General features: G+C 69.9%; 23 protein-coding genes. 5 read left to right on the top strand and 18 right to left on the bottom strand.

Annotation, left to right across the window (positions count from 1 at the left end):
- Nucleotides 1-140: 140 nt before the first annotated feature.
- The 7 genes from IE307_RS12770 to IE307_RS12740 are packed head-to-tail and all read right to left on the bottom strand — an operon-like array spanning nt 141 to nt 4,777.
- Nucleotides 141-653, bottom strand: coding sequence for a hypothetical protein (locus IE307_RS12770; RefSeq protein ID WP_191298109.1), 513 nt, complete (start codon nt 651-653; stop codon nt 141-143).
- Nucleotides 654-706: 53 nt separating this feature from the next.
- Nucleotides 707-1,747, bottom strand: a complete 1,041-nt coding sequence (gene paaE, locus IE307_RS12765; protein ID WP_191298108.1) for a 1,2-phenylacetyl-CoA epoxidase subunit PaaE — start codon at nt 1,745-1,747, stop codon at nt 707-709.
- Nucleotides 1,748-2,239 (bottom strand): 1,2-phenylacetyl-CoA epoxidase subunit PaaD, encoded by a 492-nt coding sequence (paaD, locus tag IE307_RS12760; protein WP_191298107.1) that lies wholly within the window; start codon nt 2,237-2,239, stop codon nt 1,748-1,750.
- Nucleotides 2,236-3,120, bottom strand: coding sequence for a 1,2-phenylacetyl-CoA epoxidase subunit PaaC (gene paaC, locus IE307_RS12755; protein ID WP_191298106.1), 885 nt, complete (start codon nt 3,118-3,120; stop codon nt 2,236-2,238). Before paaC ends, paaD begins: the two co-directional genes overlap by 4 nt.
- Nucleotides 3,117-3,401, bottom strand: coding sequence for a 1,2-phenylacetyl-CoA epoxidase subunit PaaB (paaB, locus tag IE307_RS12750; protein WP_090065945.1), 285 nt, complete (start codon nt 3,399-3,401; stop codon nt 3,117-3,119). Before paaB ends, paaC begins: the two co-directional genes overlap by 4 nt.
- Nucleotides 3,398-4,336, bottom strand: coding sequence for a 1,2-phenylacetyl-CoA epoxidase subunit PaaA (paaA, locus tag IE307_RS12745; RefSeq protein WP_191298105.1), 939 nt, complete (start codon nt 4,334-4,336; stop codon nt 3,398-3,400). Before paaA ends, paaB begins: the two co-directional genes overlap by 4 nt.
- Before the next feature lie 9 nt (nt 4,337-4,345).
- On the bottom strand, nt 4,346-4,777 hold the full coding sequence (locus IE307_RS12740) for a DUF3592 domain-containing protein (protein ID WP_229904650.1): 432 nt from the start codon (nt 4,775-4,777) through the stop codon (nt 4,346-4,348).
- Between the two features lie 78 nt (nt 4,778-4,855).
- Between IE307_RS12740 and IE307_RS12735 the strand changes: the two genes are divergently transcribed.
- Nucleotides 4,856-6,088: an isochorismate synthase gene (locus tag IE307_RS12735; protein WP_191298104.1), complete on the top strand. Its 1,233-nt coding sequence runs from the start codon at nt 4,856-4,858 to the stop codon at nt 6,086-6,088.
- Here IE307_RS12735 and IE307_RS12730 read toward each other — a convergent pair.
- The 5 genes from IE307_RS12730 to menD form a co-directional block, all read right to left on the bottom strand.
- Nucleotides 6,085-6,258, bottom strand: coding sequence for a DUF397 domain-containing protein (locus IE307_RS12730; RefSeq protein ID WP_191298103.1), 174 nt, complete (start codon nt 6,256-6,258; stop codon nt 6,085-6,087). The two genes, IE307_RS12735 and IE307_RS12730, sit on opposite strands and share 4 nt — an antisense overlap.
- Complete coding sequence (locus IE307_RS12725; protein WP_191298102.1) at nt 6,233-7,081, bottom strand: helix-turn-helix domain-containing protein; 849 nt, start codon at nt 7,079-7,081, stop codon at nt 6,233-6,235. The genes IE307_RS12730 and IE307_RS12725 overlap by 26 nt, the downstream gene beginning before the upstream one ends.
- 61 nt (nt 7,082-7,142) lie before the next feature.
- Nucleotides 7,143-7,892, bottom strand: a complete 750-nt coding sequence (locus tag IE307_RS12720; RefSeq protein WP_191298101.1) for an SDR family NAD(P)-dependent oxidoreductase — start codon at nt 7,890-7,892, stop codon at nt 7,143-7,145.
- A 41-nt stretch (nt 7,893-7,933) separates the two neighbouring features.
- Complete coding sequence (locus tag IE307_RS12715) at nt 7,934-9,436, bottom strand: M1 family metallopeptidase (RefSeq protein ID WP_191298100.1); 1,503 nt, start codon at nt 9,434-9,436, stop codon at nt 7,934-7,936.
- Between the two features lie 54 nt (nt 9,437-9,490).
- Nucleotides 9,491-11,062: a 2-succinyl-5-enolpyruvyl-6-hydroxy-3-cyclohexene-1-carboxylic-acid synthase gene (gene menD, locus IE307_RS12710; RefSeq protein ID WP_191298099.1), complete on the bottom strand. Its 1,572-nt coding sequence runs from the start codon at nt 11,060-11,062 to the stop codon at nt 9,491-9,493.
- Between the two features lie 19 nt (nt 11,063-11,081).
- Between menD and IE307_RS12705 the strand changes: the two genes are divergently transcribed.
- From IE307_RS12705 to IE307_RS12690, 4 genes are all read left to right on the top strand, one after another.
- On the top strand, nt 11,082-11,984 hold the full coding sequence (locus IE307_RS12705; protein ID WP_373305996.1) for a 1,4-dihydroxy-2-naphthoyl-CoA synthase: 903 nt from the start codon (nt 11,082-11,084) through the stop codon (nt 11,982-11,984).
- Nucleotides 11,985-11,994: 10 nt separating this feature from the next.
- Entirely contained in the window at nt 11,995-13,026 is a 1,032-nt protein-coding gene (menE, locus tag IE307_RS12700; protein ID WP_191298097.1) for an o-succinylbenzoate--CoA ligase, read from the top strand.
- Nucleotides 13,027-13,104: 78 nt separating this feature from the next.
- Entirely contained in the window at nt 13,105-14,205 is a 1,101-nt protein-coding gene (locus tag IE307_RS12695; RefSeq protein ID WP_191298096.1) for a DUF8814 domain-containing protein, read from the top strand.
- Between the two features lie 47 nt (nt 14,206-14,252).
- Complete coding sequence (locus IE307_RS12690; RefSeq protein WP_191298095.1) at nt 14,253-15,125, top strand: 1,4-dihydroxy-2-naphthoate polyprenyltransferase; 873 nt, start codon at nt 14,253-14,255, stop codon at nt 15,123-15,125.
- Between the two features lie 5 nt (nt 15,126-15,130).
- On the opposite strand, the gene IE307_RS12685 is transcribed toward IE307_RS12690, so the two are convergent.
- From IE307_RS12685 to IE307_RS12660, 6 genes are read right to left on the bottom strand one after another with little or no spacing between them, the layout of a single operon-like run.
- Entirely contained in the window at nt 15,131-15,532 is a 402-nt protein-coding gene (locus tag IE307_RS12685; protein WP_191298094.1) for a hypothetical protein, read from the bottom strand.
- Complete coding sequence (locus tag IE307_RS12680) at nt 15,532-15,981, bottom strand: hypothetical protein (RefSeq protein ID WP_090065960.1); 450 nt, start codon at nt 15,979-15,981, stop codon at nt 15,532-15,534. Before IE307_RS12680 ends, IE307_RS12685 begins: the two co-directional genes overlap by 1 nt.
- A 1-nt stretch (nt 15,982) precedes the next feature.
- Nucleotides 15,983-16,966 (bottom strand): hypothetical protein, encoded by a 984-nt coding sequence (locus IE307_RS12675; RefSeq protein ID WP_191298093.1) that lies wholly within the window; start codon nt 16,964-16,966, stop codon nt 15,983-15,985.
- The gene (locus tag IE307_RS12670; RefSeq protein WP_191298092.1) at nt 16,963-17,382 is read right to left on the bottom strand and encodes a hypothetical protein; all 420 of its coding nucleotides are present in this window, start codon (nt 17,380-17,382) and stop codon (nt 16,963-16,965) included. Before IE307_RS12670 ends, IE307_RS12675 begins: the two co-directional genes overlap by 4 nt.
- Nucleotides 17,382-20,471 carry a phage tail family protein gene (locus IE307_RS12665; RefSeq protein WP_191298091.1) on the bottom strand — a complete coding sequence of 1,030 codons (3,090 nt, stop codon included), beginning with the start codon at nt 20,469-20,471 and terminating at the stop codon, nt 17,382-17,384. Before IE307_RS12665 ends, IE307_RS12670 begins: the two co-directional genes overlap by 1 nt.
- Complete coding sequence (locus IE307_RS12660) at nt 20,468-20,773, bottom strand: hypothetical protein (RefSeq protein ID WP_191298090.1); 306 nt, start codon at nt 20,771-20,773, stop codon at nt 20,468-20,470. The genes IE307_RS12665 and IE307_RS12660 overlap by 4 nt, the downstream gene beginning before the upstream one ends.
- Nucleotides 20,774-20,808 lie beyond the last annotated feature (35 nt).

Below are 20,808 nucleotides of genomic sequence, written 5' to 3'. Positions count from 1 at the left end.
CGCTCATCGCCTGTTCGTGGTGGACATGAATCACGGGCTGGACACATATCTCTGCTATGGTTCTTCTTGTCGGTTCCAATAGGAGCCGGAAGTGGACCCGGTTCACCCGCCGGACGACGGGTTGCCGGGTTTCGCGCTGTCTAGGGGCTTTCTGCCGCCGACACCTCTTCGATCAGGTCAACGGTCCGCCTGCGCCACTCGCCGCCCGCACCGTACGACCACGCGATCGCGTCGCTGATCCACAACAGCGGGTCCTCAACCGGCCTCAGGTGCTCGTACGTGAACGTCCCGCCGAACTTGCGGATTCCGGACGCGAGCACGCGGCGGTCAGCAGCGTCCTGGTGCTGACAGCTCTCGAGCACCAGACGTGAGACGTCGAGCTCCACCAGCCGAGGAATCATGTCGAACAGGCAGGCGGAGCGCGCAACGGCATCGTTGTTGTGCTTGCAGGTCCACACGTGAGAACGCACGCCAAGAGCACAGATGTGCGCAAGCACTTCCTTGCGCTGGCGGTCACCCTCGTCGTTGAAGTGGATTCGCCGCTGCCCGCGCTTCACCAGGCCGCGCATCACAGAACGCATCGCGTCGAGATCTCTCGATCGCACCAAGGTCACCGCGACGAGATAGGTCGCACCTCGACGCGACTCGTCCAAGAATCCATGCCACATGGACCATATGGTCTCAAAGGAGTAACGAGCTACTCCGTTCAGGCGTCGAAGTCGACCGTCACGCACTCGCTGGTCGGCAGCGCCTGACAGGTCAGCACGAACCCGGCCGCCACCTCGGACTCGTCGAGCGCGTAGTTCCGCCGCATCTCCACGCTCCCCTCGGTCACGAGCGCACGGCACGTGCCGCACACACCGCCCTTGCAAGCGAACGGCAGATCCGCACGCACGCGCTGAGCCGCATCCAGGATCGGCTCGTCGGCGGGCAACGGCAGGGTGGTCGACTTGCCGTCCAGCACCACGGTGACCGAAGCGGCCGCGTCCACCACGGCCTCCGCACGGCGCGGAGGGGGCGGGGGCTCGTCCACGTAGAAGAGTTCGTGGTGCACGCGGTCAGGAGCAACGCCGCGATCGCGCAGCACGGCTGTGGCGTCCTGGACCATCTCGTAGGGGCCGCACAGCCACCATTCGTCGATGGCGTCGAACGGGACGACGCTGCCGAACAGGGCGGTGAGCTTCTCGGCGGTGAGGCGGCCGGTGAAGAGTTCGACGTCGCGGGGTTCGCGGGACAGGACGTGGATCAGCTGGAAGGTGGCCGGGTAGCGGTCCTTCAGGTCGGCCAGTTCGTCGGCGAACATCACCGTGTTGGTGCTGCGGTTGCCGTACATGAGGGTCACGCGGGCGCCGGTGGCGAGGACCGTGGCGGCGATCGACAGGGCCGGGGTGATGCCGGAGCCGGCTACGACGAGGCCGTGGTGGGTGCCGGTGCCCGACGGCGTGAACTTGCCGAGCGGGGGCAGGACCTCGATCACGTCGCCGGGGACGAGGCGGTCGACCAGCCACGTCGAGAACTGGCCGCCGTCGACTCGGCGGACGCCGATGCGCGGGGCGGCGCCGGTGGGGGCGCAGATCGAGTAGGAGCGGCGTTCGTCGCCTTGGCGCAGGGTCAGGTACTGGCCCGCGGTGAAGGCGAACTCCCCCGAGAGGTCCGCGGGCACGTCGAAGGTGACGGCCACGGCGTCGTCGCAGAGGCGGTCGACGCGGGCGACCGTCAGCTTGTGGAAGGCAGCGCGGCGGGCCACTCAGATCTCCTTGACGTGCTCGAACGGTTCGGCGCAGGCGTTGCAGCGGCGCAGGGCCTTGCACGCGGTCGAGCCGAACCGTGAAATCTCCGAGGTGTTGAGCGAGCCGCACTGCGGGCAGGCGACCTGGCGTGACGGGGGCACGAGGTTCAGCGGCACCGGGCCGGCGACCGACGGGCCGATGCGGGACGGCGGTGCGATGCCGGCGGCGGCCAGCTTCGAACGGCCCTCGTCGCTGATCCAGTCCGTGGTCCAGGCCGGGGACAGCGACAGGCGCACCTCGACGTCCTCGTAGCCCGCGGAGACCAGTGATCGGCGCAGGTCGGCGCCCATCTCGTCGATCGCGGGGCAGCCCGAGTAGGTCGGGGTGATGGTGACGACGACGCGACCGTCCTGTTCGGACACCTCGCGCAGCACGCCCAGGTCCGCCAGCGTGAGGACCGGGAGTTCCGGGTCCCGCACGGCCGACGCGACCTCCAGCGCCGTCGTCACCAGACCGCTCCGGGCAGCGAGCGGTGCAGGTGCTGCATCTCGGCGAGCAGGTAGCCCATGGCCTCGGTGTGCACGCCGTCGCGGCCCGCCATGCCCGCGACGCGAGCCGCGCGAGTGTCCTGGGGACGCGTGAGACCGGAAGCGGACAGCACCGCTTCGAGCACACCGTCCACTTCGGACCTCAACGACGCCGGGTCGACGGCGACCCCGGCCAGAGCGGTTTCGACGGCGTGGGTCGCGAACAGCTCGTCCACGAAGGGCCACACGCGGTCGAGGCCCGCCTGCATGCGGCGGTGCGACTCGTCGGTGCCGTCGCCGAGGCGGACGGTCCACTGGGCGGCGTGGTCGCGGTGGTAGGCCAGCTCTTTCAGGCCCTTCTCGGCGACGGCCGCCAGGACCGGATCGGCCGAGCCGCGCAAGCGGGAGAACAGGGCGAGTCGCCACGACGAGAACACCAGCAGGCGCGCGATGGTCGTCGCGAAGTCGCCGCCGGGACCGGGGCCGCAGTCGATCTCGGCCAGGTGCACGTTGCGGAACTCGCGCTCGTCGCGCAGGTACGCCAGCGCGTCCTCGTCCCTGCCCAGGACCTCGCCTGCGCGCGTCAGCAGCATGCGGGCCTGGCCGAGCAGGTCGAGTGCGATGTTGGCGAGCGCGATGTCCTCTTCCAGCTCGGGAGCGCGCGAGCACCACTCCGAGAGCCGCTGCGAGTAGATCAACGCGTCGTCGCCGAGCATCAGGCAGTAGGCGGCGAGGGCTTCGCGGTCCACGCCCGCCGGGAACTCGCGGTCGACGCCGGACAGGGCCTCGGAGAAGCCCGTGCCGAACGCCCAGTGCGCGTCTTCGCCGCCCAGCAAGGACTCGTAGGCATTGTCGAAGCTCATAGGTGCGGCACGTCCTCGGGGATCGCGTAGAACGTCGGGTGCCGGTAGACCTTGTCCCCCGCGGGCGCGAAGAACGGGTCCTTCTCGTCCGGCGAGGAGGCCGTGATCTCCGTGGCGGGCACGACCCAGATCGACACGCCCTCGTTGCGACGCGTGTAGACGTCACGAGCGTTGCGCAGCGCCATTTCGGCGTCCGGCGCGTGCAGCGAACCGACGTGCACGTGGTTCAGCCCGCGCTTGCCGCGCACGAACACTTCCCACAGGGGCCAAGACGTGCTCACGCGGCACCTTCCTCACGTACGTGCTTGGCGGCGTGCGCGGCCGCGGCCTCGCGGACCCACGCGCCGTCCTCGTGCGCCTTGCGGCGGTGGGCGATGCGCTGCTCGTTGCAGACGCCGCCACCCTTGACGACCTGCCAGAACTCGTCCCAGTCCGGCTGGCCGAAGTCGTACTGCCCGCGCTCGGAGTTCCACCTGATGTCCGGGTCGGGGAACGTCACGCCAAGTGCCTCGGCCTGCGGCATGCTCATGTTCACGAACTTCTGCCGCAGCTCGTCGTTGGTGTCGCGCTTGATCCGCCACGCCATGGACTGCTCGGTGTTCGTGGACTCGGCGTCCGGCGGGCCGAACATCATCAGCGCCGGCCACCACCAGCGGTTCACCGAGTCCTGGACCATGTCGCGCTGCTGCTGGGTGCCGCTCATCATCGTCATCAGGAGCTCGTAGCCCTGACGCTGGTGGAACGACTCCTCCTTGCAGATGCGGATCATTGCGCGCGCGTACGGCCCGTAGGACGTGCGGCACAACGGCACCTGGTTGCAGATCGCGGCGCCGTCGACGAGCCAGCCGATGACGCCGACGTCGGCGAACGTGAGCGTCGGGTAGTTGAAGATCGACGAGTACTTCTGGCGGCCCTCGATGAGCTTGGTCGTCAGGTCCTCGCGGTCGGCGCCGAGCGTCTCCGTCGCCGAGTAGAGGTACAGGCCGTGGCCGGCCTCGTCCTGCACCTTGGCCAGCAGGATCGCCTTGCGGCGCAGCGAGGGCGCGCGGCTGATCCAGTTGCCCTCCGGCTGCATCCCGATGATCTCGGAGTGCGCGTGCTGGGCGATCTGCCTGATCAGGGTCTTGCGGTAGCCGTCGGGCATCCAGTCGCGCGGTTCGATGCGCGATTCGGACTGCACCGTGCGCTCGAAGCGCAGCTCCAGGTCATCCGCCATGCCTCGATGTTACACCCGAGTGCCGAATCTGCGTAGAACTGTCACAACGGCCGCGATGACGATCCAGACGGACACGAGGAACGTGCCGACCGGGAGCAGCGACAGCACTGCCGTCCGCCCGGCGACGCGCGTCAGCTCGGGGTTCGTCTGGTCGTACTCGACCCGCACGTTGTCGCCCACCTTGAGCCCGTCCGGGTACAGCACGCCCTGGGACGGGATGATCACGCGCCCGTCCGGTGTGGCGTAGCGCACAACCGTCCGGTTGAAGGACACGGAGTCGACCTGCGCGACCGCCTGCCCCATCGACCGCTCGATCGCCACGTCGTCACGCCAGCACGCGATGGGCAGAAGCACGCACACGAGCGTGATCACGCCACCGACGACGAACAACGCTCTGCAGGCCGCACGGCGGACGCGTACACCGCGGGGCGTCTTGGTCACTGCGTCCTCCACCACAACTGAGAAGTCTAGAGCCGGGCGGATGCCGCGCTTTCAGGTTGAGGTCCATACAGTCGGACTGTGACCTCTGCACCGACATCGCGAGCACGGCAGCGAATCCGCGTCCGGTCGAAGCGGGACGCCGCCGGTGACCTGCTCGGATTGCTGCCGGCCCCGGAGAACGCGCTGGCCTGGGTGCGCGACGGGTCGGGCCTGGTCGGCTGGGGCGAGGCCGCTCGTTTCGAGGTCAGCGGCCCCGACCGGTTCGCGCAGGCGGACAAGTGGTGGCAGGAGTTCGTCTCGCACCTCGACGTGGACGACGAGCTGGGCGTGCCGGGCAGCGGCCCCGTGGCGTTCGTCTCGATGGCCTTCGCGGACTCCCCCGGCGACTCGGTGCTGATCGTGCCCGAGGTCGTCGTCGGCCGCCGCAACGGCGAGCAGTGGACCACCACCATCGGCGCCTCGGACCCCGCACCGCTCGTCGCACCTCTCTCGCGCCCGTCCACGGTCCGCTACGCCAACGGTCAGCTGCCGGTCACGCAGTACCGCGAAGCCGTGCGCGAGGCCGTGGCTCGGATGCGTGCCGGCGACCTGGACAAGGTCGTGCTCGCCCACGACCTGGTGGCGCGGACGGACAAGCCCCTGGACCAGCGGTTCGTGCTGCAGGGCCTCGCCCGGCGTTACCCCGAGTGCTGGGCCTACGCCGTGGACGGCCTGGTCGGCGCCACGCCCGAACTGTTGCTGCGCAGGACCGGGTCGGTCGTGGACTCGCGGGTGCTGGCCGGCACGACCTGGCCGCACGACGGGATTTCGGACGAGGAACTCGCCGCGGCGTTGATGTCGTCGGAGAAGAACCTCGAGGAGCACGACTACGCGATCCGCTCTCTCGCGGACACCCTGCGGCCCTTTTGCACGACCATGTCCGTGGAGGGCCCCTCGGTGTTGAGGCTGCCCAACGTTTCGCACCTGTCTTCTGACGTGATCGGGACTTTGGAGTCGTCCACGTCGTTGTTGCACCTCGGGGAGGCCGTGCATCCGACTGCTGCTGTGGGTGGGACGCCTCGGTTGGACGCGACTCGGTTGATCTCGCAGTTGGAGGGGATGGATCGCGGGCGGTACGCCGGGCCGGTCGGGTGGATCGACGGGAACGGTGATGGGGAGCTGGGGATCGCTTTGAGGTGTGCGCAGATCTCCGGGTCGACGGCTCGGTTGTTCGCCGGGTGCGGGCTGGTGGCCGATTCGGATCCGGACATCGAGGTGCAGGAGGCGCACGCCAAGATGCGGCCGATGCGTGAGGCGCTGGAAGGGCTTTAGATCTCGGCGACGAAGGCGCGCCAGGCGGAGGTGCTGAACGTCAGCACCTCACCGGCCTCGTTCTTCGAATCGCGAACTCGTGCGTCGTGGGCGATCGACACCTCGACGCACTCACCCTCCGGCGTGCCGTTGCTGTAGCTGCTCTTACGCCAAGCGCGGTCCTGGGGCATCGAGGTCCTCTCGCGGCAGGTCGACGTACTCCGCCAGCTTCCTCCGCGATTGTTCCTCATCCAAGGCGACCCCGGCCAAACGATCGAAGATCAGCCTGGTTCGTGCAATAGCGCCCCGGTCCTGCACGAACACCTGCGTCAGTTCGGTCTCGCTGTAGGCGATCGGCATCGCCTTCTCGTACTCCCACAGCAGGATTCCGGCCGAGTTGACCAGTACGCCGGCGGGCACGATTCGGATGATGTGCGCGTTGAACATCAACTGGAGGTACTGGTCCGTCATGACCTGGTCGTCGCCGAATCGCTGCCGCAACGCCAGTTCGTGGATGTAGAACAGGCAATCCGGCCGGTTGTGCTTCCTCAGAATCGCCTGCCGGTCCATCCGGGCCTGGACCAAAGACGAAATCTGCTCTTCGAGGACGATGCCGGTCGCGCGGCAAAGACCCTCGGCGTATCCAGGCGTCTGCACAAGACCTGGAACAGTCAGGGTGTTGTAGCTGAAGATCTTCGTGGCGGTGGACTCAGCCATCGCCACTGTGCGCAGATTGCCCGGCAACTGCACGATGTACTCGTCGAAGGCGTTGCGGTAGCGCCGCTTGAAGTCCTCGAAGAAGTCGATGTCCTTGCCGCACATCGTGAGAAACTGGACCAGGTCGATCTCGCTGGGACGGGCCTTGCCGTGCTCGATGGTCGAGACCTTGCTGGGATCCCAGCCGAGGCGGGCGGCCACCTCGTGACCCTTGAGATCGGTGCAGGTCTCGCGCAACCGGCGCAGTTCATCGCCCAGGTCCCGGCTGTACGCGGTGGATGGAGTGCTTTGTGCCATAACCATCGACGTTATGACTTGGACTTATTCCACGATACGGGCTCGTTCGGGTGAAAACGGCTCAGCCGTGCGGCCCGCCGCTGACATAAATGACCTGCCCCGTCACGTAGTCCGCATCCTCCGCCGCGAAGAACAGCACGGCCCGTGCGATGTCATGGGGCGTACCAACACGACCACGCGGAATCGACTTCCGCATCACCTCGACGTGCTCCTCCACAGTGCGACCGGCACGCCCAGCCGACACCTTGGTCATCTCCGTCACCACCACACCGGGACCGATCGCGTTCACCGTGATCCCGAACGGCGCGAGGTCCAGAGCAGTGGCACGGGTGAAGCCCTCCAACCCCGCCTTGGCGGCCACGTAGTTGGCGCGGTCGTCGTCGACCAGGGCGGAGATGCTGGAGAGGTTGACGATGCGGCCCCAGCCCGCGTCGCGCATGGCCGGTGCGGTGGCCTTGAGCATCAGGAAGCTGCCGCGCAGGTGCGTGTTCATCACGGCGTCCCAGTCGGCCAGCGGCATGTCGAGGACCATGTTGTCCCTGGCGAAGCCGGCGTTGTTGACGAGGATCTCGACCGGTCCCAGCGACGCGGTCACCTCGGCGACGGCGGCCGCCACGGCGTCCGGGTCGCTGATGTCCGCCTGCACGGCCAGGGCTGTTCCGCCGGAGGACGTGATCTGTGCGGCCACGGTGGGACCCTGGTCGGACCGGTCCACGAGGGCGACCCGGTGGCCCAGGGCTGCCAGGGCTTGCGCTGTTCCTGCGCCGATGCCGGAACCGGCGCCGGTGACGAGCGCGACACGGGAGGTCATTCCCCGATCTTGCTCGTCACCGGCGTCCGGACGCCACCGACTTACTTGTGGGCGTCCAGCAGTTCGTGCGTCAGCTGGATCTTGGCGCGCGACTTCGGCTCCGCCGCGACCGAGAGCGACTTCGAGGCCACGTCGGCTGAACGGCCGGGGGCCTGGGCCGGCTTGCCCTTGGTGAAGAGCCAGGTCTGGAAGAGCTGGTCGAGCTGCTGGCCGGAGACGCGCTCCGCCAGGGCGATGAACTCCTCGATCGTGGCGTCCGAGTACTTCTTCTCGGCCACCCACGTCTTCAGGATCTCGAAGAACTTCTCGTCGCCAACGGCCACGCGCAGTGCGTGCACGGCCAGGGCGCCGCGGTCGTAGACGGCTCCGTCGAACACGTTCGAGGCGCCGGGGTCGCCGGGCAGGACGTTCCAGAAGTCGCTGTCCGCGGGGTACGAGTCGTAGACGAAGTCGGCGTTCTCCTGGGCCGTGCCCTCACCGACGTGCTCGGACCACAGGAACTCCGCGTAGGAGGCGAAGCCCTCGTTCAGCCAGATGTCGCGCCAGTGGTGGACCGACACGGAGTCGCCGAACCACTGGTGGCCCAGCTCGTGCGCGACGACGTAGGTGTTGGCGCCGCGGCGGAAGAAGCCCGTGTCGTAGGTCGGGCGGGTCTGGTTCTCCAGCGCGTAGCCGAGGTTCGGGGTGACGACGCCGCCCTGCGCCTCGAACGGGTACGGGCCGAAGTTCTCCGCGAGGAACTCGGTGATCTCGGGCGTGCGCTCGATGCTGGCCTTCGCGGCGTCCGCGTTCTCGCCGAGGCGCTCGGAGTAGGCGTTCACGACGGGCTGGCCGTTCGGCGCCGTCGACTGGCGGAGCTCGAACTGGCCGATGGTCAGGAACGTCAGGTACGTGGCCTGCGGCTTGGTGCTGCGCCAGTTCCAGCGCGTGTAGCCGTTGATCTGGCGGGTCTGGCCGACGAACGTGCCGTTCGAGATCGCCTCGACGCCGTTCGGGACGGCGACGTTGACGTCGAAGGTGGCCTTGTCGGTCGGGTGGTCGTTGGACGGGAACCACCAGGAGGCGATCTCCGGCTCGCCGATGGCCAGGGCGCCGTCGGTGGTCTTCGTCCACGCCGTGAAACCGTTGCGGTCCTTCACGGTGGACGGGCTGTCGGCGTAGGTGACGACGATCGTCAGGTCCTGGCCCTTGCGGACGCCGCCGCGCGGGGTGAGCGTGAGCTCGCCGCCGTCGGAGACGAACGAGGACGGCGCGTTGTTCACCCTGACCGACTTCACCTTGAGCAGGAAGTCGAGGTTGAACTGCGTGAGGTCCTGGGTGGCCTTGGCCAGGATCGTCGTCGTGCCCGAGAGCTGGTCGCCGGTCGGGTTGTAGTTGAGCCTGATGTCGTAGTGGGAGACGTCGTACCCGCCGTTGCCGTACGTCGGGAAGTACGGATCACCGGCGCCGGGAGCACCTGGAGACGCCGCCAGCGCCGTCCCCGCGAAGAGCGTCATCGCGGCCGCGGACGCCACCGCGACCGTCACCTTTGATCTGTTCGACATGCGGCGGACGCTATCCAGACGATCATGGACCAACCACCGACTTACGTATGTTTCCTACCTGGTGAAAACGGTTGACACCGTCGCCTTGAGACGCTGGTGAAGTGCGCGCAGTTCGTCTCGTTTTGCCTGCACTTCGACCACTTGGAGGCCCTTGGGCGACGCAATCGCGCTACGGAACTCCTCCTGGTCGTCCACTGTGGAGTGCGGAATTCGGTAGCCCGCGCACAAAGCGGTCAGATCAGTCCCGTGCGGCGTTCCGAAAATCCTCTCGAAACTCGCGTCGTGTTCGGGAGCGCCTTGTTCCAGCAACGAGAAGATCCCGCCTCCGTCGTCGTTCAGCACGACGATCGTGAGGTCGGGCAGGCGGTCGGCGAGCAGGCCGTTGCTGTCGTGCAGGAACGTCAGGTCGCCCATCAGCGCGTACGCGGGCCCGTCGTGCACGGTGGCGAGCCCGATCGCGGTGGACACGTTCCCGTCGATGCCCGCGGCACCCCGGTTGGCGTGCACGGCGACGTCCGGACGCCGTTCGGCCACGAAGTCGACGTCGCGGATCGGGTTGGACGAGCCCACGAACAGCAGCGATCCCGAGGGCACCGCCTGCACCAGGTCGCGTGCGACGTGCAGGCCGGTCGGCCACGGCGTGGCGTCCAGCAGGTCGTCGACGGCCGCGCTGACGTCCTTCACGGCGCTCTGCCACACCCGCGTCCACTCGTCGTCGAGCGCGGCGGGCTCGGGCAGCCAGGTCGACGCGCGGGTGGCGGTGAACTGCACGTCCGGCCACAGTGCCTGGTCCCCGACGGCGTGGACGAGTGGAGCAGCTCCCAGCACTGCTTGCTGACCCCTCGACAGGGTGACGCGCCCCACGACGAGCACCGCCTCGGGCCGCAGGTGCTCCGGCAGACCCGCGTTGAGCAGCAACGACCCGTGCCGCAGGCCGCCGGGCGCGGTCGGCTCCGCGATCACGGGCCAGCCGAGCCGGGAGGCCTCCAGCAGACGCTCCGGGCGGTCGTCGCCGAGCAGCACCAGCGTGCGCGCGGGCAGCGACGAAGCGCGGGTCTCGACGGTGAACGTGCGGTCCGTGGCGGTCCACGGGGTCCGATCCGACGTCGGCCACGAGGTGTCGTCCGGCGTCAGCGGCGGCCGGAAGGGCACGTTGACGTGCGAGGGGCCCTCAGTGGCGATGGCACGGCAGATCAACGAGCGCGTGGTCGGCTCGTCGCCCGCCTCCGGCAGGTGCAGGGTGGGGACGCCGAGCAGGTCGTACTGGTCGATCGTCTGGCTCGCGCCGGTGCGGTGGAGGTCGACGGGGCGGTCGGCGGTCAGCGCGATCAGCGGAACCCCGGTCAGCTGCGCCTCGATCACGGCCGGGTGCAGGTTCGCCACGGCGGTGCCACTCGTACAGGTGACGACGGCGGGCGTGCCGGTCTTGGCCAGACCGAGCGCGAGGAACCCCGCGCTGCGCTCGTCGATGCGCACGTGCAGCGCGAGCAGGCCGTTCTGTTCGGCCTGGTACAGGGCGAACGACAGCGGGGCGTTGCGCGAACCGGGGCACAGCACGACGTGGCGGACGCCGTTGCGGACCAGTTCGTCGACGATCACCCTCGCCTGCGCCGTGGACGGATTCATGCGCCTAGAGTCTCAGACCGTGGCAGATCAGGAGCTCTTCGACCCGTCGTTGTGGAAGCCGATCGAGGGCTTCGACTTCACCGACATCACGTACCACCGCGCGCTCGACCAGGGCACCGTCCGCATCGCGTTCAACCGGCCCGAGGTGCGCAACGCGTTCCGGCCGCACACGGTGGACGAGCTGTACCGGGCACTGGACCACGCGCGGATGTCGTCCGACGTCGGGTGCGTGCTGCTGACCGGCAACGGCCCCAGCCCCAAGGACGGCGGCTGGGCCTTCTGCAGTGGTGGTGACCAGCGGATTCGCGGGCGCAGCGGCTACCAGTACGCCTCCGGTGAGACGGCCGAGTCGGTCGACCCGGCGCGCGCGGGCCGGTTGCACATCCTGGAGTGCCAGCGCCTGATCAGGTTCATGCCCAAGGTCGTCATCGCGGTCGTGCCCGGCTGGGCCGCGGGCGGCGGGCACAGCCTGCACGTGGTGTGCGACCTCACGATCGCGAGCGCCGAGCACGCGAAGTTCAAGCAGACCGACGCCGACGTCGGCTCGTTCGACGGCGGCTACGGCTCTGCCTACCTCGCGCGCCAGGTCGGGCAGAAGTTCGCCCGCGAGATCTTCTTCCTCGGCCGCACCTACTCCGCCGAGGACATGTACAAGATGGGCGCGGTCAACGAGGTCGTGCCGCACGCCGAGCTCGAGACCACGGCGCTGCAGTGGGCGCGCGAGATCAACGGCAAGTCGCCCACCGCGCAGCGGATGCTCAAGTACGCGTTCAACCTGATCGACGACGGTCTGGTCGGACAGCAGATCTTCGCCGGGGAGACGACCCGGCTCGCGTACATGACCGACGAGGCCGTCGAGGGCCGCGACAGCTTCCTGGAGAAGCGCGACCCCGACTGGTCGAACTACCCGTACTACTTCTGAGCAGGTGCCCATGCTCGACGAACTCCGCGCAGCTCTCAACGGCGGCGAACCCCTGGTCGACGGCCCGCTCGACGGCTGGGAGAAGCGCGCCGTGCTCGGCGTGCCCACCTCCGGGTCGACGGGCGAGCCGAAGACGGTGCTGCTCGACGCGGACGCCCTGACGGCGTCCGCGGAGGCCACCCACGAGCGGCTCGGCGGGCCCGGCACGTGGCTGCTGGCGCTGCCCACCGGCCACATCGCGGGGGCGCAGGTGCTGGTGCGGTCGATCGTCGCCGGCACCACGCCCGGCGTGCTCGACCTGACCGGTGGCTTCCGCGCCATGGGTTTCGCGCACGCCGCACGGCCGGTGCTGGCCCAGCCGGGACGCCACTACACCGCCCTGGTGCCGACGCAGCTCTCCCGGCTCGTCGTGGGCGAGGGACCGGGGCTGGAGGCGCTGCGGCAGTTCGACGGCGTGCTCATCGGCGGGGCCGCCACCCCGCCGAACCTCCTGCAGCAGGCGCGCGCTCTGGGCGTGCAGGTCGTCACGACGTACGGCATGAGCGAGACGTCCGGCGGGTGCGTGTACGACGGCGAACCGTTGCGTGAGGTCTCGTTGCGCACCGACGACGTGATCGAGATCAGCGGGCCGGTGCTCGCGCTCGGGTACCGCGGCACCCCGGAGCCGTTCGGCGAGTGGTTCCGCACCGGGGACCTCGGGCGGCTGCGGGACGGACGGCTCGAGGTGCTGGGACGCGCTGACGACGTGATCGTCACCGGGGGCGAGAAGGTGCCTCCGGTGCTGGTCGAACGGGCTCTGTCGACCGTCGAGGGCGTGCTGGAGGCGTGTGTCGTGGGCGTGCCGGACGACGAGTGGGGCCAGGTCGTGGCCGCCGTCGTCGTCGCACGGGGTGTGGAACCGTCGGTCGACGACCTGAAGGCCGTCGTGGCCGAGGCCGTCGGGCGGGCGGCGGCGCCGAAGCTGGTGCGGTTCGTGCACGAGCTGCCGTTGCGCGGCCCCGGCAAGGTCGACCGAACGGCCGTGGCCGACCTCTTTAGGTGAACCTTTACCGCCGAGGACAACTCTCCCCTCGAAACGCGCGGCACCCCAGCCGCGCGCGTTAGCGATGGGGGTTTCTTCATGCGCTACCTGTTACCGCTGGTCGCCGGCACCGCCCTGGTGGCCGGGCTGGCGTCTCCCGCGCAGGCGGCTCCTGCCTCGAACGAGTGGGCCGCCGACGTCAGCGGCCGCGCCGTCACGTGGGGCGGTTCCCCGCGCACCGGCCTGATCGAGCTCGGCACGCACAGACTCGCCCAGCCCGCCAACGCGGTCACGGCGGCGGTGACCGGTGATGGTGTCGTCGACGTGCGCGGCCTGCGCGCGGACGGCCAGTGGACCGAGTGGCTGGAGGCGCCGGCGACGTTGCCGGTGACCACGTCCACTATCGAGACGCGCGTGGTTCTGAGCGGTGGCAAGGCATCGCGCGTGGAGCTGACGGCCTCGAAGGCTCCCGCGACCGTCGCCGCGGACGACGTTTCCGTTGCGGCCGCTGGACGTTCGTACCGCGTCTACGCGACGCGGGAGGGCCTGGTCGGTGGCACGACGGCGAACGGGCACGTGATCCGGTCGCGCGACCACTTCGTGGCGTTGCCGTCGCGGCGTGGGCTGGCGAACAAGAACTCCGGCAACTACAGCGTGCAGGTGTGCGCGTCGAACGGCCGTTGCGAGTGGGCGCCCGTGTGGGACGTCGGCCCGTGGAACACCAAGGACGACTACTGGAACGCGTCCGCCACCCGTGAGATGTGGAAGGACCTGCCGCAGGGCAAGCCCGAGGCGCAGGCCGCGTACGAGGACGGCTACAACGGCGGCAAGGACCAGTTCGGCCGCAAGCCCGCGAACCCGGCCGGCATCGACCTCGCCGACGGCACGTTCTGGGACGGCCTCAAGCTGACCAACAACGCGTGGGTGACCGTGACGTACCTGTGGACCGGTTCCGGTCCTGTCGGGACGGTCCGCACCTCCGACGCCGCCGGCACCGTGAACGTCCGCAGCGGCGCGACCTCCACGGCCTCCCAGGTCGGCATCGCCGCGAACTACGCGCAGGTCAGGGTCACCTGCCAGCTCACCGGCCAGTCGGTGACGGGCACGCAGGGCACGTCCAACGTCTGGTACCGCATCGCGTCCGGCAAGCACATCGCCAAGGCGTACGTCGCGGGTGTGTCCGGCGCGACTGCCTGCTGATACACCCCTTCGGCGGGTCCTCAGGAGCCATGTCGGAGGATAGGGGCATGGCCTCAGTCGTCCAGTGGATCCAGGGGACCCGCCCGCGCACGCTGCCGAACTCGATCGCCCCGGTGGTCGTCGGAGCGGCTGCGGCGCACCACATCGACGAGTTCAACGCGCTCTACACGGGACTCGCGCTGATCGTCTCGGTGGCGTTCCAGATCGGCGTGAACTACGCGAACGACTACTCCGACGGCATCCGCGGCACGGACGACGACCGGGTGGGGCCGTTCCGGCTGACCGGGTCCGGTGCGGCCGAGCCGTCGAAGGTGCGGCTGGCGGCGTTCATCTCGCTCGGCGTCGGCGCGGTGGCCGGGCTCGTGCTCGTCGCGTTGTCCGGGTTCTGGTGGCTGCTCGCGCTCGGTGCCGTGTGCGTGCTCGGGGCGTGGTTCTACACGGGCGGCAAGCGCCCGTACGGCTACGCGGGTCTGGGCGAGATCGCGGTGTTCCTCTTCTTCGGCCCGGCCGCGGTGCTGGGCACGCTGTACGTGCAGACCGGTGAGATCACCGGCATCGGCATCGGGTCGTCCATCGCCATGGGAGCGATCTCGGCTGCGGTGCTGGTGGCGAACAACCTGCGCGACATCCCGACGGACGCCGTGTCGGGCAAGCGGACGCTGGCCGTGGTGCTGGGCGACAAGGACACGCGCCGGCTGTACCTGGCGCTGGTGGCGGTGCCGTTCCTGATCGCGCTGGGCATGGTCGTGCGGGTGCCCTACGCGTTGCTCGGGTTCCTGGCGGCGCCGATCCTGCTGCCCGCGGTGCGCCGGGTGGCGGCCGGGCGCGGCGGTCGTGACCTGATCCCGGTGCTGCAGTTCACCGGGATCGCCATGCTGGCGTGGGCCGTGCTGGTCAGCGTCGGTCTGGTGCTGGACTGACGGCTCTACCAGGCGTCTTCGGTGAACTGCATCGGCTCGTCGTCGTCCGTCCGCGCGGGCCTGCGCGGGGGTGGCGGCGGGGCCGTCTCGCCCTTGATCAGCTCGTCCAGCTTCGCGCGGTCGGCGTCGAGCGCCTGGCGCACCAGCGGGTCGTGGCCCGCCTCGCCCGTGAGGACCTGACGCCAGCTCAGGCCGGCGCCGCGCGCGATGCGGTCCGCGAGCTGGCGCATCGCCGGTGAGGCCTCGCTGGACTTGGCGTACTGCATCACCCTGCGGATGTCCTCAGTGGACGGTTCCTTGCCCCTGAGGTTCTGCTGGGCGGTGCGCATCGCGCGCTCCGCGTTGGCGATCGCGCTCGTGAGGAAGTCCTCCGCGGCGAGGACGTCCGGTGTCCGCCAGGCCGTCATCACCACTTGTCCTCCGTGAAGATGTCGGGGTCGAGCTGGTCGCCGTCGTCGTCGGGACCCCTGCGCGGGCGCTGGGCCTCCATGATCTCCTCGGCGGTCATGCCCTCCTGCAGCATCTGGAACGCCTGCTTCATCTTGTTGACGTTCTCCTGCTGCATGGCCTGCACGTCCGGGTCCTGCGCGGCCTTGCCGGAGACGACGTCCTCCCAGGTGAACTCGCCCGCGTCCACCTTGCGCTTCAACGCCTTGAGCTGTTCGGGCGCGTCCCGCTCCTGCGCGGCCCGCTCGACCTGCTGGGCGATGGCCTTGAAGTCGACCGGCGGAACGGGCGGCAGCGGCGTTTCCTTCAGGCGGTTCGCGAGGTCCTGCGCCTCCTTGAAGCGCGCGTCGACCTGCGCTTCTGCCGCCCGCAGCTCAGCGGGCTTCCAGCTGTCGTTCGGGGTGGTCATCTCAGTTCTCCCTCCCGAAGAGCCCGCGCCGGATCGGCCTCGCGTCACCGCGGATGTCGCTCACCTCGGCGCGCTGGGCGACGGTGCGCCACTGCCGGAAGTCCACTTCGGACAGACCAAGTCGCTCGGCGGTCTCGTAGTTCTCGCCGAGGAAGTGCAGCACGGCCTGGTCGCCCAGGACGCCGACGATCTCGAACTCCGCGCCCTGGTAAGTGCAGAGCGTGCGGACCAGTTGGAGGTCCTCCACGACCGCGTCCGGCACCTCGAGGAACTGGGCTCCGTTCTCCTCGGTGAAGTCCGGCGGCGCGGGGTGCCCGGCGAGAGGGTGCAGCAGGACGCTGCCCGGCGTGGGGCCGAAGTCGATGTCGAAGTCCTGGTCCCGGTACCTGCCGATCAGTCCACGACGGACGGTCGGCCGGTGCGGAACCGGTGCCTGCCAGTACCTCCCGGGCCCGAAGCCCACGTCCGCCGTGGGGATCCAGCCCGTCTGGCGGTTGAGGTACTTGCCGACGCTGCGTCCTTCGCCGCTGGGCTCGAAGCGCCACAGCTCCGTGCCGGCGGGGAGTTCGGCGAGCTCCATGACGTACTCGGGGATGGGGTTCTCGCTCGGCGTGTACCCGGTGCCGGTGAACGGGACCGGGTAGACGCGGGTGGTGCCCATCTTCTGCGCGCCGTCGAGCGTCGGGCCGCCGAAGCTCGTGTCGAACAGCTCGGTGGTGTGGGCGAGGAAGCGCAACAGGTACTGCGTGCCCTGCGGCCAGTCCGCGACCTTGTCGACGCCGAACGCCTCGGCGAACTGGTCACTCGTGCCCTGCGGGAAGTCCTGCCCGCGCGTGACGAACCCGGCCGCCCGATGCGGTTCGAACTTGCCGGGCACCACGACGTTGCCCAGGTAGAGCTGCGCGACGGCGGGGTGGACGATCTTCTGCAGGATCGTCTCGGGCCCGATGCCGGCCGCCTTGCGCACGGCCTGTGGGGTGCTCATCCCGGGTTCTTCTCCTTCCACCGCGCCAGGAAGTCGGTGCGGTCGACCTGCACGTCCTCGAGCTCGTCTTCCCCGAGCGTGGCGGTGTAGCCGTTGTACTGGTCGCCTTCGAGCCCGTTCTGCGCGGCCCACACGTACTCGCCGCCCGCGTACCCGGCCTCGGCCTTGCCGTCCTGCGTCCTCACGACGTTGAACGGCTGGCCGCGCCAGGTGGCCTTGCAGGTCTCGAGGTACCAGGCGTCCAGGTCTTTCGTGGCCACCGTTTTGAGCTCACGGTTGCCGTAGGTCTGGAAGCCGTCGGCGTGGGAGTACGTGACGCCGGGGATCTTGCGGATCCAGACGGCGTGCTCGCCTTCCGCGCCCGCGAAGTACGTCTCGCCGCGGTACTCGGCCATCTCCTGGGAGTACTGGGTCATCAGAGCTTCGTCCAGCCGAACTTGCGGTCGTACACGGCGTGCAGTTTCTCAGAGCCGTCCGCGTTCACCTGCCAGATCTCGGCACGATCGGGCAACGGTGTGCCGCCGTCGACCCGCCACTCCGGCATCCCGCCCATCGTGGAACCGGTGCCGGTGAACGGGTCGTAGCCGTCGTACGGCTTCGCTGCCCCGCCGGCCGCCGCCATCTGCTGCTGCGACGCCTCGTAGTGCGCCTTCTCCTGCGGCGACTGGTACTCGTTCGCCCCGTACGGCCCGGGCTGGGTGAAGTCCGGCGTCTCCTTCTTCGGCCCGCCGAACGGCACGTTGTGCGCGCCTTCGTTCTGGGCGGTGACCTCGTACCGGAGCTGCATCGCCTCCTGCGCGCCCGCGGGGATCGGCGTCCAGCCCTGGCCCTTGTCGTCGAGGGCGAGGCCGTCCCTGAGCCCTTGCGGGGTGTTGACGCCGACCACGTCCTGACCGCGGGCGATCGAACCGCCCATCTGGTTCTGCCAGGTCTCCTTCTGGCTGCCCGGCGCGTGCGGGGTGTCGGGCAGGTAGGTGCTGAGCGCGCCCTGGTTGAGGGCCTTCGTGACGATGTCGCCGCTGCCGACCGCGATCTGGTTGCGGACGTCGGCCACGTGCTGGGCCTCTTGCGGGCTCAGGTTGGTGGAGAGCTCCTTGCTCAGCTCGACGTAGCGGTCGCGGTCGGCCTGGTTCGGCAGGATCTGCTCCAGCTGGTGCTGGTAGCCCTGGCCCTGCGCGGCCATGGCGGCGGCGTCGAAGTGGCCCTTGAGGTCGGGGGCGGTGGGCGGCGGGGTGCTGCTGTTGTCGTCGCCGTGGTTGCCCGGGGTGGCGTCGTCGTTGCCGGGCTTGGGGTCGGTGTCGTGGGTGGGCGGGGTGTCGTGGTCTGGCTGGGGGTCGTGGGGCCTGACGTCCTCGGCACCGCTCGCGTCGGTGTCGTGGGGCTTGCCGTCGTCGGTCCGCGCGTCGCCGTCGTTCGGCTTGGGGTCGGCGTCGTGCGGCTTCGGGTCGACGTCGTGAGGCCGGCCGTCCGCGTCGTGCGGCCTGGGGCCGGAGTCGTGCGGTTTGGGGTCGGCAGACCCGCTGGGCGAGGTGTCGTGGGGACGTGGGCCGCCGTCGTGCGGTGGCGTGCCGGGCGGGGGCGTGTCGTGCGGGCGCGGGGTCGACGGGTCGTGCGGCGTGGTGCCGGACGGCGTCGAGTGGTCCGTGGTCGGGCTGGGGTGGCCGGGAGGCGACGGCAGGGCGCCGCCCGCGCTCGGGGAGGGATGTCCGGGAGGCGACGGGAGACCGCTGCCGGTGGACGGGGCCGGGGCGGTCGCGGTGCCGGAACCGGCGCTCGGGTGTTCCGGAGGGGTGGGCAGGCCGCTGCCGGGCGTCGGGTGCGAGCTCGAGCTGGGCGGGGTGGGCAGGCTGGACCCCGAACCACCGGGCGTCGTGTGGCCACCGGTGTCGGGCGGGGTGGGCAGGCCGCTGCCCGAACCACCGGACGTGTGGCCGCCGGTGTTCGGCGGGGTCGGCAGGCCGCTGCCCGAACCGGGGTTCGGACGCGTGTCCGTGGAGCCGGGCGTACCGGCGTGGCTGCCTGGCGTGCCGAGCGCCGACGGAGGTGTAGGCAGGCCGGAGCCGCCGGGGCGCGGGGTGGTGCTGGGGGCCGACGTGCCTGAGCCCTGGTTCGGCGGGGTCGGGAGGCCCGAGCCGTGCCCGGGAGGCGTGGGCAGGCCGGAGGGCTTGGGAGCGCCGGCCTGGCCGCCCGTGGGCGAGCCCGCGGACGGGAACGCCGGGACGCCGCCCGCGCCGGGGCGGGAGCCCGAGCTGCGGGTCTGGTCGCCGCCGCCTGCACCAGGGGCCATCGGGGCGCCCATCGGCATGGCGCCGCCCATGGGGGTCTGGTGCGTTCCCGTGGGGGCTGTTGCGGGGGCCGCGGCTGCGGCGTGCGTGGTGTCCGGGCGGGGGATGGTGGGGGCGCCGGCAGGACCTCCGGCACCGGAACCGGAGGTGCCGGAGGTACCGGCATGGCTCACCGGCATGCCGCCGGTCGGGGCGCCGCCGCCTCCTCCGCCGCCGAGTGAGGGCGGGGCCGAGGCGGACGGGCCGGTGGAGGCCGCGTGGGTGGTGGCGGGGGTGTCCGGGCCGCCGTTCAGGGTCGGTGGGGCGGCTGCCGGGGCGCCGCCGGGTGCTACGGAGGAGACGGCGGCCGGTTTGGTCTCGTCGGTGCCGCCGCCTGGCGGGGAGTAGACCTCGCGGACCTGCGTGCCGACGTCGCGGCCGCGGTCGGCGATCTCCGTGGCCGACTCCTTGATGTTCGAGAAGTCGTCGTGGATGTCGTTGACGGCGTTGCGGACGTCGCGGCCCGCCTCGGCCACCTCCTGGGTGGCGTTCATGGCCTCGGCGAGGGAGTCGGCGTCCTTGAGCTTACCGATGGCGGAGAAGACGCGGCCGACGGCGTCGAACAGGGCTTTGACGTCCGAGATGAGCTTCTGGACCGTCTCGATGATGTCCATGACGCGCCGGTAGATCTGGTAGGCGTTCCAGACCATCTCGGCGGCCTTGATCCAGCCCGCGACCGGGATCCAGACGGTGGCGGCGGCTTCGAGCAGCTTGTTGACCAGGTAGTCGAGCAGGCGCGCGGCCTGCTTGCCCAGGGCCTCGGCGCCGGAGGCGACCGTGTCGAAGCCCTTGGCGATCAGCTGGGCGACGCCCATTTCGGCGAGCAGGCCCGCCTTCCAGCCCAGGGCGATGTACTTCTCGTGGGCCTTGGCCGCGTCGCCGTCCCAGTGGCCGCGCACCTTGCCCACGGCGTCGGTGAGGTTGTACGAGACGTCGTTCATGGCGTTGCCGACCATGCGCCACGCGTCGCCGTCGGCGCGGATCTTCGACCAGTCGCCCGTGATGGGCGTGATGATCGTGGAGACCAGCGACTCGCCGGTCACGGCCTCGAACACCCAGTTGACCGCCTGCACGCCCCAGCCCTGGTCGCGCAGGACGTCGTTCAGGGACGCCGTGTCGACGTCGGGTTGCTTCAGGGAGGCCGCGACCGGACGCACGGCGCTGTAGGAGGTCGTCGTCACTTGAGCAGCCCCTCGAAGATGCGGCGCTGAAGAGCGTCGATGTCCTCGTAGGTCTTCGCCGTCGCGTCCACCGCCGTGGCCGTGCCCTCGAGCTTCGACTTGCCGAAGTCGAGCGTCTCGTCGAAGACCGCGCGCACGACGTCCACGCCCGGCTGCAGCAACGACAGCAGGCCGGTGAAGCCCGCCTTGTCGCACGCCGTGGCGTGGACGTACTTGCGGATCGTCTCGAACTCTTGGGCCTCGGTGCGCAGGTACTCGGCGTACGCGCGCATCTCGGCCGCGTCGGTGAACAGCGACGACACAGCGTCCCCCCTGCGGACTCGGTGCTCAGGTCACG

It is taken from the genome of Lentzea cavernae, assembly GCF_014653695.1.
In the GTDB taxonomy this organism is placed as follows: Bacteria; Actinomycetota; Actinomycetes; order Mycobacteriales; family Pseudonocardiaceae; genus Lentzea; species Lentzea cavernae.
Note: the sequence above shows the minus strand (reverse complement) of the source record. Positions and strands in the feature narration are given on the sequence as shown.

Excerpts from the sequence above, each read along its gene's own strand:
- paaC (WP_191298106.1), bottom strand. The coding sequence starts at position 3,120 with ATGAGCTTCGACAATGCCTACGAGTCCTTGCTGGGCGGCGAAGACGCG.
- paaA (WP_191298105.1), bottom strand. The coding sequence starts at position 4,336 with ATGGCGGATGACCTGGAGCTGCGCTTCGAGCGCACGGTGCAGTCCGAA.
- IE307_RS12730 (WP_191298103.1), bottom strand. The coding sequence starts at position 6,258 with ATGCCCCAGGACCGCGCTTGGCGTAAGAGCAGCTACAGCAACGGCACG.
- IE307_RS12725 (WP_191298102.1), bottom strand. The coding sequence starts at position 7,081 with ATGGCACAAAGCACTCCATCCACCGCGTACAGCCGGGACCTGGGCGAT.
- IE307_RS12720 (WP_191298101.1), bottom strand. The coding sequence starts at position 7,892 with ATGACCTCCCGTGTCGCGCTCGTCACCGGCGCCGGTTCCGGCATCGGC.
- IE307_RS12715 (WP_191298100.1), bottom strand. The coding sequence starts at position 9,436 with ATGTCGAACAGATCAAAGGTGACGGTCGCGGTGGCGTCCGCGGCCGCG.
- menD (WP_191298099.1), bottom strand. The coding sequence starts at position 11,062 with ATGAATCCGTCCACGGCGCAGGCGAGGGTGATCGTCGACGAACTGGTC.
- menE (WP_191298097.1), top strand. The coding sequence starts at position 11,995 with ATGCTCGACGAACTCCGCGCAGCTCTCAACGGCGGCGAACCCCTGGTC.
- IE307_RS12695 (WP_191298096.1), top strand. The coding sequence starts at position 13,105 with ATGCGCTACCTGTTACCGCTGGTCGCCGGCACCGCCCTGGTGGCCGGG.
- IE307_RS12690 (WP_191298095.1), top strand. The coding sequence starts at position 14,253 with ATGGCCTCAGTCGTCCAGTGGATCCAGGGGACCCGCCCGCGCACGCTG.
- IE307_RS12685 (WP_191298094.1), bottom strand. The coding sequence starts at position 15,532 with ATGACGGCCTGGCGGACACCGGACGTCCTCGCCGCGGAGGACTTCCTC.
- IE307_RS12680 (WP_090065960.1), bottom strand. The coding sequence starts at position 15,981 with ATGACCACCCCGAACGACAGCTGGAAGCCCGCTGAGCTGCGGGCGGCA.
- IE307_RS12675 (WP_191298093.1), bottom strand. The coding sequence starts at position 16,966 with ATGAGCACCCCACAGGCCGTGCGCAAGGCGGCCGGCATCGGGCCCGAG.
- IE307_RS12670 (WP_191298092.1), bottom strand. The coding sequence starts at position 17,382 with ATGACCCAGTACTCCCAGGAGATGGCCGAGTACCGCGGCGAGACGTAC.